Origin of the sequence: Sinorhizobium chiapasense (assembly GCF_045277575.1) — a bacterium.
In the GTDB taxonomy this organism is placed as follows: domain Bacteria; phylum Pseudomonadota; class Alphaproteobacteria; order Rhizobiales; family Rhizobiaceae; genus Ensifer; species Ensifer chiapasense_A.
Genome location: NZ_CP144205.1, coordinates 510,639 through 522,497, shown reverse-complemented (window position 1 = coordinate 522,497; position 11,859 = coordinate 510,639). Strand labels below are relative to the sequence as shown.

General features: G+C 51.8%; 20 protein-coding genes. 7 read left to right on the top strand and 13 right to left on the bottom strand.

Annotation, left to right across the window (positions count from 1 at the left end):
• Positions 1-47: 47 nt before the first annotated feature.
• Complete coding sequence (locus QM996_RS02490) at positions 48-680, top strand: hypothetical protein (RefSeq protein ID WP_500269153.1); 633 nt, start codon at positions 48-50, stop codon at positions 678-680.
• Between the two features lie 692 nt (positions 681-1,372).
• On the opposite strand, the gene QM996_RS02485 is transcribed toward QM996_RS02490, so the two are convergent.
• From QM996_RS02485 to QM996_RS02475, 3 genes are all read right to left on the bottom strand, one after another.
• Complete coding sequence (locus QM996_RS02485; protein ID WP_500269152.1) at positions 1,373-1,756, bottom strand: hypothetical protein; 384 nt, start codon at positions 1,754-1,756, stop codon at positions 1,373-1,375.
• Between the two features lie 87 nt (positions 1,757-1,843).
• Positions 1,844-2,476: a recombinase family protein gene (locus tag QM996_RS02480; RefSeq protein WP_500269151.1), complete on the bottom strand. Its 633-nt coding sequence runs from the start codon at positions 2,474-2,476 to the stop codon at positions 1,844-1,846.
• A 235-nt stretch (positions 2,477-2,711) separates the two neighbouring features.
• The gene (locus tag QM996_RS02475; protein ID WP_500269150.1) at positions 2,712-3,845 is read right to left on the bottom strand and encodes an SIR2 family protein; all 1,134 of its coding nucleotides are present in this window, start codon (positions 3,843-3,845) and stop codon (positions 2,712-2,714) included.
• 168 nt (positions 3,846-4,013) lie between these two features.
• Here QM996_RS02475 and QM996_RS02470 point away from each other — a divergent pair, with 168 nt between their 5' ends.
• On the top strand, positions 4,014-4,295 hold the full coding sequence (locus tag QM996_RS02470) for a hypothetical protein (protein WP_500269149.1): 282 nt from the start codon (positions 4,014-4,016) through the stop codon (positions 4,293-4,295).
• Positions 4,296-4,386: 91 nt separating this feature from the next.
• A complete protein-coding gene (locus tag QM996_RS02465; RefSeq protein ID WP_500269148.1) occupies positions 4,387-5,112 on the top strand; it encodes a hypothetical protein in 726 nt (241 codons plus the stop codon).
• Here the strand turns inward: QM996_RS02465 and QM996_RS02460 are convergent.
• The 4 genes from QM996_RS02460 to QM996_RS02445 all read right to left on the bottom strand — a co-directional run bounded on the left by QM996_RS02460 (position 5,109) and on the right by QM996_RS02445 (position 6,759).
• Complete coding sequence (locus QM996_RS02460; protein ID WP_500269147.1) at positions 5,109-5,570, bottom strand: hypothetical protein; 462 nt, start codon at positions 5,568-5,570, stop codon at positions 5,109-5,111. The two genes, QM996_RS02465 and QM996_RS02460, sit on opposite strands and share 4 nt — an antisense overlap.
• Positions 5,567-5,797, bottom strand: a complete 231-nt coding sequence (locus QM996_RS02455; RefSeq protein WP_500269146.1) for a hypothetical protein — start codon at positions 5,795-5,797, stop codon at positions 5,567-5,569. The genes QM996_RS02460 and QM996_RS02455 overlap by 4 nt, the downstream gene beginning before the upstream one ends.
• The gene (locus QM996_RS02450; protein ID WP_500269145.1) at positions 5,760-6,191 is read right to left on the bottom strand and encodes a hypothetical protein; all 432 of its coding nucleotides are present in this window, start codon (positions 6,189-6,191) and stop codon (positions 5,760-5,762) included. The genes QM996_RS02455 and QM996_RS02450 overlap by 38 nt, the downstream gene beginning before the upstream one ends.
• 115 nt (positions 6,192-6,306) lie before the next feature.
• Positions 6,307-6,759 (bottom strand): lysozyme, encoded by a 453-nt coding sequence (locus QM996_RS02445; protein ID WP_500269144.1) that lies wholly within the window; start codon positions 6,757-6,759, stop codon positions 6,307-6,309.
• A 79-nt stretch (positions 6,760-6,838) separates the two neighbouring features.
• Between QM996_RS02445 and QM996_RS02440 the strand changes: the two genes are divergently transcribed.
• Positions 6,839-7,114: a hypothetical protein gene (locus QM996_RS02440; protein WP_500269143.1), complete on the top strand. Its 276-nt coding sequence runs from the start codon at positions 6,839-6,841 to the stop codon at positions 7,112-7,114.
• Positions 7,115-7,290: 176 nt separating this feature from the next.
• On the top strand, positions 7,291-7,422 hold the full coding sequence (locus tag QM996_RS02435) for a hypothetical protein (protein ID WP_500269142.1): 132 nt from the start codon (positions 7,291-7,293) through the stop codon (positions 7,420-7,422).
• Between the two features lie 76 nt (positions 7,423-7,498).
• Here the strand turns inward: QM996_RS02435 and QM996_RS02430 are convergent, their stop codons facing one another.
• From QM996_RS02430 to QM996_RS02405, 6 genes are all read right to left on the bottom strand, one after another.
• On the bottom strand, positions 7,499-7,975 hold the full coding sequence (locus QM996_RS02430; RefSeq protein WP_500269141.1) for a hypothetical protein: 477 nt from the start codon (positions 7,973-7,975) through the stop codon (positions 7,499-7,501).
• A gap of 107 nt (positions 7,976-8,082) precedes the next feature.
• Positions 8,083-8,556 carry a hypothetical protein gene (locus QM996_RS02425; protein ID WP_500269140.1) on the bottom strand — a complete coding sequence of 158 codons (474 nt, stop codon included), beginning with the start codon at positions 8,554-8,556 and terminating at the stop codon, positions 8,083-8,085.
• Positions 8,557-8,580: 24 nt separating this feature from the next.
• Positions 8,581-8,817 (bottom strand): hypothetical protein, encoded by a 237-nt coding sequence (locus QM996_RS02420; protein ID WP_500269139.1) that lies wholly within the window; start codon positions 8,815-8,817, stop codon positions 8,581-8,583.
• Positions 8,818-8,851: 34 nt separating this feature from the next.
• Positions 8,852-9,082, bottom strand: coding sequence for a hypothetical protein (locus QM996_RS02415; RefSeq protein WP_500269138.1), 231 nt, complete (start codon positions 9,080-9,082; stop codon positions 8,852-8,854).
• A gap of 83 nt (positions 9,083-9,165) precedes the next feature.
• Positions 9,166-9,564, bottom strand: a complete 399-nt coding sequence (locus QM996_RS02410; protein ID WP_500269137.1) for a hypothetical protein — start codon at positions 9,562-9,564, stop codon at positions 9,166-9,168.
• Positions 9,557-10,192 carry an NUMOD3 domain-containing DNA-binding protein gene (locus QM996_RS02405; protein ID WP_500269136.1) on the bottom strand — a complete coding sequence of 212 codons (636 nt, stop codon included), beginning with the start codon at positions 10,190-10,192 and terminating at the stop codon, positions 9,557-9,559. The genes QM996_RS02410 and QM996_RS02405 overlap by 8 nt, the downstream gene beginning before the upstream one ends.
• 896 nt (positions 10,193-11,088) lie before the next feature.
• On the opposite strand from QM996_RS02405, the gene QM996_RS02400 reads away from it, so the two are divergent.
• Positions 11,089-11,319 carry a hypothetical protein gene (locus QM996_RS02400; protein ID WP_500269135.1) on the top strand — a complete coding sequence of 77 codons (231 nt, stop codon included), beginning with the start codon at positions 11,089-11,091 and terminating at the stop codon, positions 11,317-11,319.
• Positions 11,320-11,385: 66 nt separating this feature from the next.
• The gene (locus tag QM996_RS02395) at positions 11,386-11,754 is read left to right on the top strand and encodes a hypothetical protein (protein ID WP_500269134.1); all 369 of its coding nucleotides are present in this window, start codon (positions 11,386-11,388) and stop codon (positions 11,752-11,754) included.
• Positions 11,755-11,859: the final 105 nt, after the last annotated feature.

The following is an 11,859-nucleotide window of genomic DNA, read 5'->3' as shown; positions in this document are numbered from 1 at the left end:
TGGACAATTGGATCAAGCCAGTCGTTGCACTGGCTTGGGTCGGGTGCATGGGCCTTTTCGTCTACTTCCTGTTCAACGATGGAAGCAGCGAAAACAAATGGATGACCTTCATGGGGTCGTTCCTGTTGCTGATCTGCACGCGCCTCGCCGATCTGCTCAAGGTCAACTTGGGCAAAGATGGTTTCACGGCGGAAATGCAAGCCGCAATCGATGAGGCCAAGGCAACAGTCACACAATTGCACGCGCTGGCGGAACTGTTCGCTAAGGTCAGCGTGGAGCAGGTCGTAAGTGGCGGTCGCTGGGGCGGCACTAGTCGTCGTGAGAAGCGATTGATGATCGAGAGCATCACTGACGGGCTGAAATCGATTGGCTTGACCGAGGCTAAAATCGCAGAGGTTCGTGCTGTACAGGAGCCATGGGACAGCCTCGACTACTTTTCGTATGTGTCACAGCAGATCAACACGAACAATGATCCGGGCGTGAGCCAACTTTGGAATACGTTCTACCTCCCTTACAGCGGCACGATGAACAGGCCCTCGTTGGAAGACTTGGAGCGTTGGATCAACGCCAACCATTTGATGACTGACGAACTCCGAGAGCGGCTTACCGACTGGCGCCACTATCGGCAGCACAAGACGCATCGTCGTCGTGATGTCTGGGAAGGCGGCCACCAATGGTGATGAAGCGGTTCTACGGACGTATCAAAATTGGTTGGTAGGCAATACAGTTTTGCGCAGGCTCATAGGGGGTGGTGGACCTGTGGTTCCCTGATATCCGAACCAGAACCACGTAATGCAGTCGTAGAGTCCTTAGGAGGCTCGTCCGCTGCGATCTAACAGCGTAAGCAAGCACAGCAGCAGTTTTCCGTCCTGCGCGTCCTTGAGCCTCTGTGGTGTTTTCCCGGCGTTTTGCGATATACTTTAGCACATGCTTGCGCAAAACAGCCATAGAGGCTCACACAGCGCGATTCGCTGTCTCCTAGTGCTCGATGCATAAAAACGCACGAACGCGCTGTACGGGCTTCTGTGCGTCTTTGTGCACACATCCTGCTGCAGAGTGTGCTTGTTGCGCAAAACTAATACCCTGCGCTTTGCGTAACCCAAATTGATTACGCAACTAACCCATCGAAACCATTGCGGTCGGTTAACGTTTTTGAAACCATGCTCGCGTGGCTGCACACCATGGTTGTGGTGTATTGCGTGCCGTCACCAAATTAAAACTGTCTATTGCGCTTAATGGTTTGACGACCTTCCAGTTGGAGCCCCGTTGTCCCCGGCGGGGCTCCATTTCGTTGTGCCAGGCCAAAGGCTAAAAAGCCCTAGCCGTTTCCGACTAGGGCCTCGATTGCTTGCGCAAACAATCGATTCAGCGATTACTTCTTCTTCGACTTTGCGCGTCCAGCCTTAAGCCGTTCGCTGCGCTCTGCGCTGTGCTTGGCAATCGTCTCCTGCAGTTTCTGGTCCTGCCCGATCGCTGCCTTTGCAGCCGTCAGCAGTTCGACCACCCCGTCCAGATCAGCAGCGCGGAACAACTTGCTGCCAGCAACCTCGAACGCATTGCGACCGATCCGCACAACATAGCCAGCACCGTCCTTGCGGAACCACAGTGACCGGCTGTTCAGTGCTTTGCCGTCCTTGACCTGCTTTGCGTACTCGATCTGTGTATCGAGTTTCATGTAGAAGATTTCCAGCGGATTACGGCCACCAACAAAGCCGGTCGTTGCAGCGGACTTGAGCAGTTCAATTGCATTCGTCATTTTCGATCTACCTTTGCACCAACAGCACCATTGCTGCTGTGCTTTTCTATCAATAGCCATCGATTATTCAGGGCAACCTAAGACTTCCTATTCGTGTAAATCTTTTTCCTGAATACGACGGAGCAAACGCACTACCTGTCCGGGTCCCCATTCCGCACCACGTGGCGTTCGTATGCTGGCTTCGTTCAAAGCACGCGCAATTGCTGCTGGACTATTTGTACCGCTGTCTATGAGCGTCTGTATGTGGCGTTGAATGCTATCTGCAAATGCTCCTGCCTCCTCTACACGTGCTTCATTAGTTCCCCAATCGGAACCACGTGCACGCTTTGCAGCAATTGCTACCTTCGTGCGATGGCTAATCATCTCACGTTCCTTTTCCGCTACTGCTGCCATTATGTGGAATTGGAAGTTATCTGCGTGCGGCATATCACATGCCTTGATCGGCACGTTGCGCTTCAACAATCCCGATATGAAATGCACATCGCGTGACAAGCGGTCGAGTTTGGCGATGACCAGCACTGCATTGTGCTGCTTTGCTAGATCCAGTGCCTTCTCTAGTTCGGGCCTGTCATCGCGCTTGCCAGATTCTACCTCTGTAAACTCGGCGATGATCTCCTGTCCGTGTGTGAATTGGAGAACTGCTGCGCGCTGCGCTTCAAGACCTAAGCCCGACTTCCCCTGCATCTGTGTGGAAACACGATAGTAAGCAACGTATTGCATTGGCGACCTCTGACATTGAACGTGCGTTCTTTGTCTGTTGCCAAAAAGAATGAAGGGCGAGCGCAAAGATAGGTTGCCCTTTGATGCAAAAGGCACAAAATACGCCGCCCTACGGATTTCCTGAGAGTTTTACGGCGCTTGCTGTAGTCGCGTAATGGTTATGTGAAGTCTACAAACGTTGTTATCGTGAAGTCTGCAATGGTCCGTACGGATACGTTGATAACTCGTTGATCCCCTAATCATCCCCTCGCTCGTACAACATTACCCTTTGCGCTCGTTTCTCCGCGTGATTTTCAACAAAGTAACTCCGCGAGAATGACGACAGGTTCATGCTGTGAGTTCTAAACAATTCGCTACACGATTGCCCGAACTCTATCTTAACGGTCTGTTTGATGCCCTCATGAGCCGCCTCATCGGGCCAAAGCAAATGCAATATCCGCCGCTTCAACGTTGTTTCTACCTGCTTCGCTATTCCATATCCGCTTGAATAGATCGGCCTTGACTCCAATTGGCCATGTTCTGATTGCTCACTTGGGATGCGCAGCAAATCAAGGTTCTGGTTATTGAAACCGAAACCAAGAAACACGAGCACATTGTTATGCGCGATAGCCGAGTGAATATCCTCGATCATTTTAGGTTCGTGCTGTCGTTCCGTATACGTCTTAATATGCTTTGCGATCTTCTCTAACCGGAACGTGTGATCGTTTGATGCCCCGAATACAAGGACATCATCACCATGCTCGTTTCGAATCAAAGGTAAGCCGCCAAGTGTTCCGTACGGATGAATTATTTTGATACGTCGAACGATCTCGTCGGCTTCCGCGACATCAATGTGATAAGCCGCTGCAATCTGACTACGCAGATACAATTCGATGCAACGGTCGTAATTGAAGCAGATAATCGTGATGTTGTTGCCAATCTTCTGAGGGTCATCAACGCCGTCACACAGGATACGGAAGAACTGGCCGAGCCACGTATCGTCGGGATTAACGAGTTTCTTATCGTAGGCATTGGTTGCTGAATATCTGCTATCAGCCATGAACTGGGGCCAATACCTCAGCGACAGGCTACTTTGAGCCTCTGCCTTCGAAATCTCCAAAGCGATCAACATTTTGCCGATCAGGTCAACGAGAGGATATTTGCGACCTAACCTGTCTATGAATGCGTCGATGCTGACGGCCGTATGGACGCCCTCATTGATCATTAAAGCGGCCTTTAAAGCGGCTTCGTGATCTGGATGATCGTTGGGCCATAGTCGTCGGAAAGCATAATAGAAAGCGTCGTCGCCAACCGATGGCGTCTTTGAGCCGGGGTGCTTTATCAATGCGCTCTTTCGGATCAATTGTGCGAGTTCGGTGCCAACTGGCATTCCAAACTCCGCACTTGCCCCAGCCCCGATTACGAACGTCGTCCCGTACCTGAACATGCCTGCTCCGCTAACACTTCTGCGAGTTGGAAACCTTGTAGAATCCTACAATTTCGAACTCGCCGTGCCGCAACTATAACTAGCGCATTGATTCAGGAAAGGGTTCTCGAAATGGAAATCACACTATGGGCATATCAGGTCTCGCCGGGGTCGGACCATAACCTGTACTTTACAGAACATGAGGCCGATTGCCGCCGTGCTGCGCTTGAGCAACGCGCCGAACTCAAAGAGGAGGAACCCTATGATCAAGAGGAGTTGGGCGCGATGGCCCTGTACCTGTTTGTGTTCCGCTCGATCACGCCCACGGAACTCGTCGCGGTCCTGAATGGCGAGGCCTCGCTTATCGAGACATGCGCTGTGGACCGGAAACTTGTGGGGCTGATCGCGGACTAAGCCGCGCATTTGATTTTGAATCGCTAAAGCACGTTGACATGACCATTTGGGCCGATTTACCGATAGCCGATACCACTTAGAATTGGGGGATATGTTGTCTGCACTTCGGTACACCTTCGCACTTGCAATCATCGTTGCGACCAACACACAAGTGGTCAGTGTGACGGAAGTTCACGCACAAACCGCGACAGCGGTAGAGGCCACAGACGTCAATACATATTCGGAAAGCCTTCGCGTCGAAGTACGAAGCATCCTTGGGGGCAACTTCAAGGCATTGACCTCCGAACAGGTAAAGAAACTGACGCGATTGTGGTTCGTAGCAACACAGAAGTCCGAAGCAATACCGGCCTACAAGACAAACGACGATCTCCAATACGTTATCAATCAGATCGGCAATCTAATTTCCTCCGATAAGGCACTCCAGCGCAGCGCACTCGGCGAAGCCGAATTCGTGGAGTTTTCTCGCGACAAAAGCAATGATGGCCTCCCCCCTGAGGCAATAGCCCTTAAGCAAGCCCTTGAGCAGCGAATGTCGGGGCCGCTAATGGAACAGTTCACATATGCGACCGCGCTAATTGCTTATGCCAACTACTGCAACAGTTACGATAATTCGTTCGCAGATATCGACCTCTCCAGTGTTGCTGAGCGCCGCGAAGTCGCATGGCAAGCGATGGAAATCCCTGCAGAGGTCGGGGAACAGGTTCGCAATAAGATCGAGTCGAACGTGAAGGCGACATTATCCAACACGCGGCCCAAAGAGTGCCCCAAAAACCGGCAAACAGCAGAGACTATGCTGCAGATTATATTTGCGGACTAGGCCGCCGTCTGCAATTTGAACAGCATGGCCTCTTTCGCGTCTTCGAACATGTAGAAATGATGGTCCGTGCATGGGAGCGTCCACGCCTTCACAGCGCCCTTAGCGTTGGCGTCGATCCAGTCGATTGCCTCGTATGCGGCCAATCTCGGATAGACCACGTATGTGTGGAACCCGATCCCGCCCGCCAATGATAGCGTTGAGTTTGCGCTTGCTTGTGCTCGGTGCTCGGGGTGTCTGCGGGCTAGTTCGTAGTCGGCGGCGCTATCATCGCGCACGAAAGTCCACGTAAAACCATTCCCGATGAAGGGTGCCAGGTATTCCGGCTCGATGACTTTGCCGATGGTCGCGAACAGTTCGGCTTCGCTATCCGCGAGGATAGTATGCGAGTTGATCTGGCAATTATAGATCGACCCCGCTTGGTGCAACGGGACATGGCCTTTGACAGTTACGCTGCTCATTGGGCACCGCCATTCGCCAACTTGAACAGCATGGCTTTGTCCTTGTCGGCTTCATCGAAGAACACCGTAAGAAGCATGCCGCCTCTAGTCTGGACTGGACCTACACCGCTCAACATTTCCGTGAACAGAAAACGCTCTACCGCACCGACTAAACGGGCTTGATGGTAGATTTCGAGCGAGTCTGACAAATTACGGATTGGGATTTGAATCTCGATTGGATTGCTCATTGCTACATTCCTTTGGTTTGCTGTCCTCTTCCTTAGTTATCAATTCGATCAAATCCTTTGGCGATGTGTTCTTTGGGAGTTTCGGGTTTGCTGCCCACTTCTGCGCCAACTTAACCGCGCCTTCTGCAATCGACATACCGATTAGACCAATACCGAATGCAAGACCGTTCGTCGCTGCGATCCCGAAATACATCACGACAACAGGCGTCAGGTACGTTGCACAGAGCGCCCCAACCAACACATAGGAGATCAAATCCCATGTGAGTTTCTTGCCCTGAATTACGGCGCGGACGATAGCACCGGCAATGCCTGCGATGAGGTGCGCCGGATTGATACCAATGCTTGTTAGGAATGCTGCGAGTGCCTTAAAGAAAGCGATGACTGATTCAATCATGATGGGTTCTGCCTGTGTTTGGAACCCATCGGTATGAGAGTTCTGCTATCCGTATTTAAGCGGATAACGTCATAACGGCGCTCGTTGTCCGCCATCTCGTGTCTGTGTGCGCCTACTATGGCTTCTTGTAGAGAGCCATTTCAGCAGCACGGCGATTGACTAGACCTTGCAGCCGTTTGCCACCTGCGTTTACCCACTGCATCCAACTTTGCGCGATCAGGGCCCTAGAGGCTCCGGTATTGATACGCTTGAGCAGCGTGGACTTTGCAAGGTTCCCTTCCCCCAGGTTGAACGCGAAGGAGACGAGCGCCGCGTACTGGTTATCGGTGAGTCGGATCGTGACGAGTTTTTCGACCGCCTTCTCAAAGCGCACGAGGTCCGCACGCAAGAGGGTTTCGGCTTCTGCTGCTGTGATCGTCTTCCGGCCTACATCTGCGCGGGTGAGCCCCTGTGTGCTGCCGTAGCCGATTGTCGGGACGTTTGCGGGACAGAGGTAAGCGGTGGTTCGAAGGCCCTCGTATTGCTTGATGAGGTCGAGGCCGGATTTGTTGATAGTGCGTGTCGTCATCCGGTATTTACCAGATGGCGGCTTGACTCCGTTAGGAGTATGTTCCTATTTCGTTCTCATTCCGCGAATGGAGAGTGAAATGAAACATAAGCGCGGCATCGACCTGACAGCGCCGTTCCGACCAGCCCATTACGTCGAGCATAATCCGAGCCAGTACCACACGATCAGGGGAATGAATCAGTGGGAGGTCTTGGGTGCGAAGTGCGCGGCTTGCGGTCATATCGCATGGCTCGACAAGGACGCGATCCTGCGCCAATGGGGCGATATGTACCTGATGAACCTGCGTAACCGGCTGCGCTGCGAATGCGGGAGTAAAGCCGGTAATAGCGTGCTGATCGGCAACCTGCCGAGATAGCAAGAAAGTTTGAGTCTTCTAGATGCCGGTCCTGAGTGTTGAGGCTATGTAAGGGTACGTCCTAGATCTGGGATAAGGGACAACAGTAGGAAGCCTGTACCCCTTCATTAGAGGACAACAGCCGTCGCGCTCGCGTCCGTTATCCGACAAATCGAAACACTTGAAAGGAGACTCCCATGGAGACTGCTATGGTCGCCGTATGCCTTTGGCTTTTGAAGAAGATTGCAGAGGACATCTACAACTGGCTGAAACCGCTCGTGCTTGCGAAGTTCAAGCGCCCGAAGCGGTATCAGATAATGTTCATCTAGGACTGCAAATGAAAAACCCCGCATTGTGCGGGGTTTCTCGAACGGAGTGAGTGGAGCGAACGGAGCTTCACTCCACTCAGACTTGCAACTTCATCATCATGGCAAGGTGCTTCAATTCCTTGTCGATCACTGCGGGAGTAGCCGTGATCTTGCTTTCATCGGTCAGGCCGAAATGATCCGGCTTGAACTTCGCTTGCATGGTGCGCGGTGTGCGCCCGACGAACTTGCCGCGTCGAGCGGTGCAGACGATGGTTCCAACGTTGATATGTGAGAGTTCGATGCGTGATTCCGGCGGGTTGCCCTCGTACCACTTCGACCCCTTCGTGTACTTGATCTTGATCTTCCAGCCCTCGAAGCGTCCATAGGCCAAGTGCAGGCTTGCCGACGTACTTTTGTCGAAAGCAGTTCTAGGAAACCAAATGCCGATATTCATTGGCTCTCCATACCGCTCCACATAATCAGGGTAGTTACTCTCAGGTATAGCCTTCAAAGCCATTGCCTTAATCCAGACCATTACACTGTCTTCTATAGCCGCCTTTTCTGATTTGTTCATTTCTACTCCAATGCGATAAACTTCTACTGCCATACAGCCGTTGATTGCCCGGTTCAATCTAAGATTTGGCCTGTAAGCGAACCTACAGGCCAAAGGGTTAATTCATGTCAAAGCGTGTTCCCGGCATCGATGTCGTAGAACTCAATGGCTCCACAACCTGACAAGCGACGGCCCTTGCTAAGTGCTGCGATGAGGTTCGGCAGGTGCTTCAACTGGCCTTCCGAAAAGTCAGTGCGACCAACAACCTTGTCGTCGTAGAGTTCAACGACGAACTCTTCCCATGTCTGCGTTCTGCCAGTTCCACGCTTTGCAGTGGACGCGCTGAGCATGATGCTCGCATCCGCCTGGAATACCTTGTGGATGGTGGTCAACTCGCGAAGCAGCAGATCGAGCCAGTTGCGGTCGCGCTTGGTGAATTCCATGAATGCGCTTGTGCTGTTGCGCTTTACCTTGCGCTTGTAGCCGATGCGTACCAATTGCTTTGCCAGTAGATCGGCAAGCGGATCGAGACTGCGAACGCTTGGTGCTACTTTTGCCTGCTCGAATAGGTTTTCAAAAATGCTTTCGTTTACGATGTCCATTTGTATTACTCCCTGATAGTCTTTTTATTGTTTGTCGAATTGGCTGTTGTATCGGCTACCGAAACGTTTTCTCGTGCAGTAATCACATGAGCAGCAAAGCATATTCGCTTGCGCTTCTGCCTGTGGGTTTTCCGGGAATGCTGATATATGCTGAGGATTACCCTCACGTTCGGCTGCGATACGGCGTAGCGTATTCATGGCCTTTGCTAATGCGTTCTCTGCGTCTTTAATGGCTTCGATTAGTTTGGTGTTGTTGCTCATTTGCTGAGTTCTCCTTTTCTTGTATGTATTCTATTTATGCCTTTGGCCCAGACCCGCGCACCCTGTTCTCGTGGTATCTGCGTAATCCGGCTGAAATCTTTTTCCCATCCTCTGGATTACGCTTTTTCCCCATCTTGCCTGCGCTAATTGCGGCTTTGGCTTCTTCTGTGCGTGGTACTCCACGCTTTGCTGCTGCAATCTTCTCTCGGACTTCTGGTGGCTTCGTTGTCCCGATTAGTCCGTGTGGTTTCTTTGGTTTTTCCATTGTGATCTCCTTGCTTTGGTATTTATCCAGAGCAACAAAAAGCCCGCTCGATGGCGGGCTTTTTTCTGCGATCGTTTGGGAAGTCACTGCATTTGCAGTTTCAGAAGCATCGCAACATCGGGATCATCGACCATCAAATATGAATGCGTAATCATCGTCTTTTCGGCATTCCATTGCTTGTCGATGCGATATGAGAACAGGTCTAGGGTATCCTCGTCGTCAATTTTCTCGCCATCTACGATTACGAAGCCTTTAGTCTTGAGAGTCGCGAGAATGGCTGCGTCGATCATCTCAAGGTATTTGTCGAGCAAGTGCATTTCTGTGTCGTAGTCGTGAATGCTCGTAAAATCGTAATGGTCCTCGTCCATCGGGATATCGAGATCACAGGCAAACTCGATCAGTTTATCAACCTTCTGTTCGGAAATCTGATTAACTGCTGCTGCGTCGTAGTCAATGCGCAGTTTGTATACCTTATTACGCATTTGCGGCCTCCTTTGCTGCACGACGCGCAGCATGGTAGGCTTTCATCTTCTCACGCTGCTTTGCTTTCGTTTCCTCGGAATGCTTCGTGCCTGTACGAGCCTCTGCAATTGCCTTCTTAGTGGCCTTTGTACGGATTTGGCCTTTGTTACCCTTGCTGATCTTTTCCTTTGTGGCGTCGTCGTGCGTCTTACCAGTCCGCTTTTCACTCATCATCTTTTTGGAATAATCCGAATGAGTGTCGCCCTTATGGAAACGATGATTGCGCAGGCTGCGATTGCGGTTGACGAACTCGACGCTATCAACGTCGTAGACCTTCGCGAGGTAGTGAGCGCGGGTCTTCGTCGTGAGGACATAGCCGTTATTGCTGTTCATGAAATCGCGGAGCGTACCCGCTTTTAGTTCGTCTTCCATGCGACGCATACGACGTTCTGTGATGAGACTAAGATATTCATCAAACGAAAGGTTCCATGTTGTTCCCTTGGCCTCTTGAAGACGCTTTGAAGAATCGAACATGAGTTTGAGGATCGTCATCAAACGCTTCGACGGCTTTTTATTTTTGTTCTCGCCGTATGGATCTACACTTGCACGGAACGCTTCGATAACTTGATTGGGTGTTGGCTTATCCATTATTACTCCTTACTGACGGCTTCCTCTGCCGTTCTTTTATTTATCTAACTATGCTTGAATTGGCGCTTCTTACGTCAATTTGTTTGTCAAACGACGGCGTTCTGGTAAGTTCAGGGAAGTCTCGAAACCGGGAATCGGAAAATTTCGGGAACGGGCGGGTAGTTAGAACTTTACCCCTATAATATTAAACAGGCATTACACTAAAGTAGTTAGAATATTAACTCCATTTGTCCCTTCGGGACAAATAGGACTTCATACCCCAATTACCTCAGTGCAAAGCACTGGCGACGGCGTCTCGCTTCGCGTTCTTTCGTTGGCACTCAAGACCCGCTCACTCGAATTGTCGCGGTCGCTTTCGCTCCTTCCCGTTTGGGAACTCCCAAATCGGGATAGATGGCATAGCCATTGGGTTCAGAGGTCTCCGACAGGCTTGGTCGCTCCGCTCCTGATTCCTTGGGTCTGCCGACGGGTGGAGTCGTACTCCTTGATTTCCCGTTTTGGGTTCTTGGGGAATCGTGGTTGGGCCATTGGGGGATCGAGAAAGAAGGGCGCGACGACGAACGCAGCAAGCAAGGCAAACAGAACGCACGGAAACACGTCATAGAGCGTCTTCCGCTGCGATGGAGCGTTTCCGCGCAGTAATGTGCGTTTTGGCCTGACTGCGCTGTATGAGCGTCTGTGGGCTTGTATGACGCAAGCACAAAAGCGCGCTTACCCGAAAAGCAGCAGCGCAAGCCCGATTACCTATCAACGTCACCAGAACGCGTCAGAAACAGCCAGAGAGCGTCACTGGCTGCGATACTCGGTTTCCGTGTTGCAGCGTGCGCAAAACAGTCCTGGCGCTCTATGAGCCTCGTAGGGCTTTCCTTTGAGCGCAAGCGCGCCAAATATCAGTGATGGCTAAACGAGTAGATCAGATCCACAAAGGCGATACCGTCGTCATCCGGGCGAACGTCGCAAAGGTATGGGACAACGGCCTAGTGACGTTGCATCTTCCGCACTACGAGCATCCAGTGACGATCCCCGCCGATTACCTCGATGAGGTCATACACAATCGGGTGCGAGAGGAGCCGATGTTGAAGCCACGACGCAAGCCGGTCTTCGATAATCCCAATCGTGGCGATTAGGAAACTCTTGAGCGAGAGCCACTTGTAGTAGTAAAACCTGCGCAGTAACGGAAGAAGGTTGCAGGCATGTATTCTGGCGAAATCAATTACGCTCCCACCAGCCATTATTTCGAGGTCACATTTACGAACCGAACCGACGTTCAGAACGGACCCAAGCGATATTTCGAGCATGTTCAGGCTGCGATGAACTATGCGGCCTTTCTGGTGAGAGAGGGCAAGCACGTCTGTATCTTCGAGCGCGAGAAGCATGACGGCCACGGAGACAAGTGGAAGGCGTTCTGGTGGTCCTCTGCGCTACAGGAAGAGTACGAAGTCAAACCGAAAGGCAGAGGCTGGGGTCTCCTTCCCTACGGCGAAGGCCACGATGACGACAACACGCTTTACCCTTACCGACCGCTCGATCCCAAGTACGAGCGAGATCAGTCAGCGGCGTAAATAGAGATGGACACAACGGAGCGTGTCTGACTGCTCAGCCCGGAGGACAATTTGGTCCTCCGGGCTTTTCTTTATCGACGGACTGACATCGGCGGCTGCACAATC

What these genes read in the sequence shown, in the direction of transcription:
- QM996_RS02490 (WP_500269153.1), top strand. Translation starts at nt 48, where the DNA reads ATGGGCCTTTTCGTCTACTTCCTGTTCAACGATGGAAGCAGCGAAAAC.
- QM996_RS02485 (WP_500269152.1), bottom strand. Translation starts at nt 1,756, where the DNA reads ATGACGAATGCAATTGAACTGCTCAAGTCCGCTGCAACGACCGGCTTT.
- QM996_RS02480 (WP_500269151.1), bottom strand. Translation starts at nt 2,476, where the DNA reads ATGCAATACGTTGCTTACTATCGTGTTTCCACACAGATGCAGGGGAAG.
- QM996_RS02475 (WP_500269150.1), bottom strand. Translation starts at nt 3,845, where the DNA reads ATGCCAGTTGGCACCGAACTCGCACAATTGATCCGAAAGAGCGCATTG.
- QM996_RS02470 (WP_500269149.1), top strand. Translation starts at nt 4,014, where the DNA reads ATGGAAATCACACTATGGGCATATCAGGTCTCGCCGGGGTCGGACCAT.
- QM996_RS02465 (WP_500269148.1), top strand. Translation starts at nt 4,387, where the DNA reads ATGTTGTCTGCACTTCGGTACACCTTCGCACTTGCAATCATCGTTGCG.
- QM996_RS02460 (WP_500269147.1), bottom strand. Translation starts at nt 5,570, where the DNA reads ATGAGCAGCGTAACTGTCAAAGGCCATGTCCCGTTGCACCAAGCGGGG.
- QM996_RS02455 (WP_500269146.1), bottom strand. Translation starts at nt 5,797, where the DNA reads ATGAGCAATCCAATCGAGATTCAAATCCCAATCCGTAATTTGTCAGAC.
- QM996_RS02450 (WP_500269145.1), bottom strand. Translation starts at nt 6,191, where the DNA reads ATGATTGAATCAGTCATCGCTTTCTTTAAGGCACTCGCAGCATTCCTA.
- QM996_RS02445 (WP_500269144.1), bottom strand. Translation starts at nt 6,759, where the DNA reads ATGACGACACGCACTATCAACAAATCCGGCCTCGACCTCATCAAGCAA.
- QM996_RS02440 (WP_500269143.1), top strand. Translation starts at nt 6,839, where the DNA reads ATGAAACATAAGCGCGGCATCGACCTGACAGCGCCGTTCCGACCAGCC.
- QM996_RS02435 (WP_500269142.1), top strand. Translation starts at nt 7,291, where the DNA reads ATGGAGACTGCTATGGTCGCCGTATGCCTTTGGCTTTTGAAGAAGATT.
- QM996_RS02430 (WP_500269141.1), bottom strand. Translation starts at nt 7,975, where the DNA reads ATGAACAAATCAGAAAAGGCGGCTATAGAAGACAGTGTAATGGTCTGG.
- QM996_RS02425 (WP_500269140.1), bottom strand. Translation starts at nt 8,556, where the DNA reads ATGGACATCGTAAACGAAAGCATTTTTGAAAACCTATTCGAGCAGGCA.
- QM996_RS02420 (WP_500269139.1), bottom strand. Translation starts at nt 8,817, where the DNA reads ATGAGCAACAACACCAAACTAATCGAAGCCATTAAAGACGCAGAGAAC.
- QM996_RS02415 (WP_500269138.1), bottom strand. Translation starts at nt 9,082, where the DNA reads ATGGAAAAACCAAAGAAACCACACGGACTAATCGGGACAACGAAGCCA.
- QM996_RS02410 (WP_500269137.1), bottom strand. Translation starts at nt 9,564, where the DNA reads ATGCGTAATAAGGTATACAAACTGCGCATTGACTACGACGCAGCAGCA.
- QM996_RS02405 (WP_500269136.1), bottom strand. Translation starts at nt 10,192, where the DNA reads ATGGATAAGCCAACACCCAATCAAGTTATCGAAGCGTTCCGTGCAAGT.
- QM996_RS02400 (WP_500269135.1), top strand. Translation starts at nt 11,089, where the DNA reads ATGGCTAAACGAGTAGATCAGATCCACAAAGGCGATACCGTCGTCATC.
- QM996_RS02395 (WP_500269134.1), top strand. Translation starts at nt 11,386, where the DNA reads ATGTATTCTGGCGAAATCAATTACGCTCCCACCAGCCATTATTTCGAG.